At 53.5% G+C, this 619-nt stretch carries 1 protein-coding gene and 1 pseudogene; both read left to right on the top strand.

The genetic code is table 11. The features are described from left to right. Nucleotides 1–305: pseudogene (locus ACESTR_RS16405) on the top strand (hypothetical protein); the annotation flags it as partial. Between the two features lie 45 nt (nucleotides 306–350). Then, nucleotides 351–619: PcfK-like family protein (locus ACESTR_RS16400; protein ID WP_347784838.1), on the top strand; the 269-nt coding region annotated here is incomplete at its 3' end.

The raw sequence follows: 619 nt of genomic DNA, 5'->3' as shown, positions 1-619 counted from the left end.
AAGGGTACATCGACAGGCTGGCATATATCGCAGGAAACGAGGAGAATATATGTCTGCCCGAGCCGAAAGACGAAAAACGGGCGGAACGCACTGAAACGAGCGTGCAAGGCGGGTTTATCATCGTGGACTATTCCGAGAAGGCGATAGCCGTATTCGGGGACACCAAGCCCGTCAAGGACGCCCTTCACGCACTCGGGGGACGCTTCAACGCACGGCTGACGCATGACGGGCAGAAGAGAGCGGGATGGATTTTCCAAAAGACCAAAGAGGACGAGGTGCGGCGGCTTCTCGGAAAGGACGAATAAATGTTGAACACGGGGCGGCTCGCCGCCCCACAATACCAAAAAATCATGGCACAAGGAACAGATTATTTCAAACTGACGATACAGAACTATCTCGACGCACGGGCACGGGAGGACGAACTTTTCGCACCCCGATACGCCAACCCGAAAAAGAACATTGACGATTGCTGCACTTTCATCATCAACCAAGTACGGCAGAGCGGTTGCAACGGGTTTGCCGACGAGGAAATATACTCTATGGCACTCCACTATTACGACGAGGAGGACATCGACATCGGCAAACCCGTCAGTTGCAAGGTAGTGGTCAATCACACCGT

The organism is Alistipes sp. DJF_B185, assembly GCF_964250025.1.
Lineage (GTDB): Bacteria > Bacteroidota > Bacteroidia > Bacteroidales > Rikenellaceae > Alistipes > Alistipes finegoldii.
Note: the sequence above shows the minus strand (reverse complement) of the source record. Positions and strands in the feature narration are given on the sequence as shown.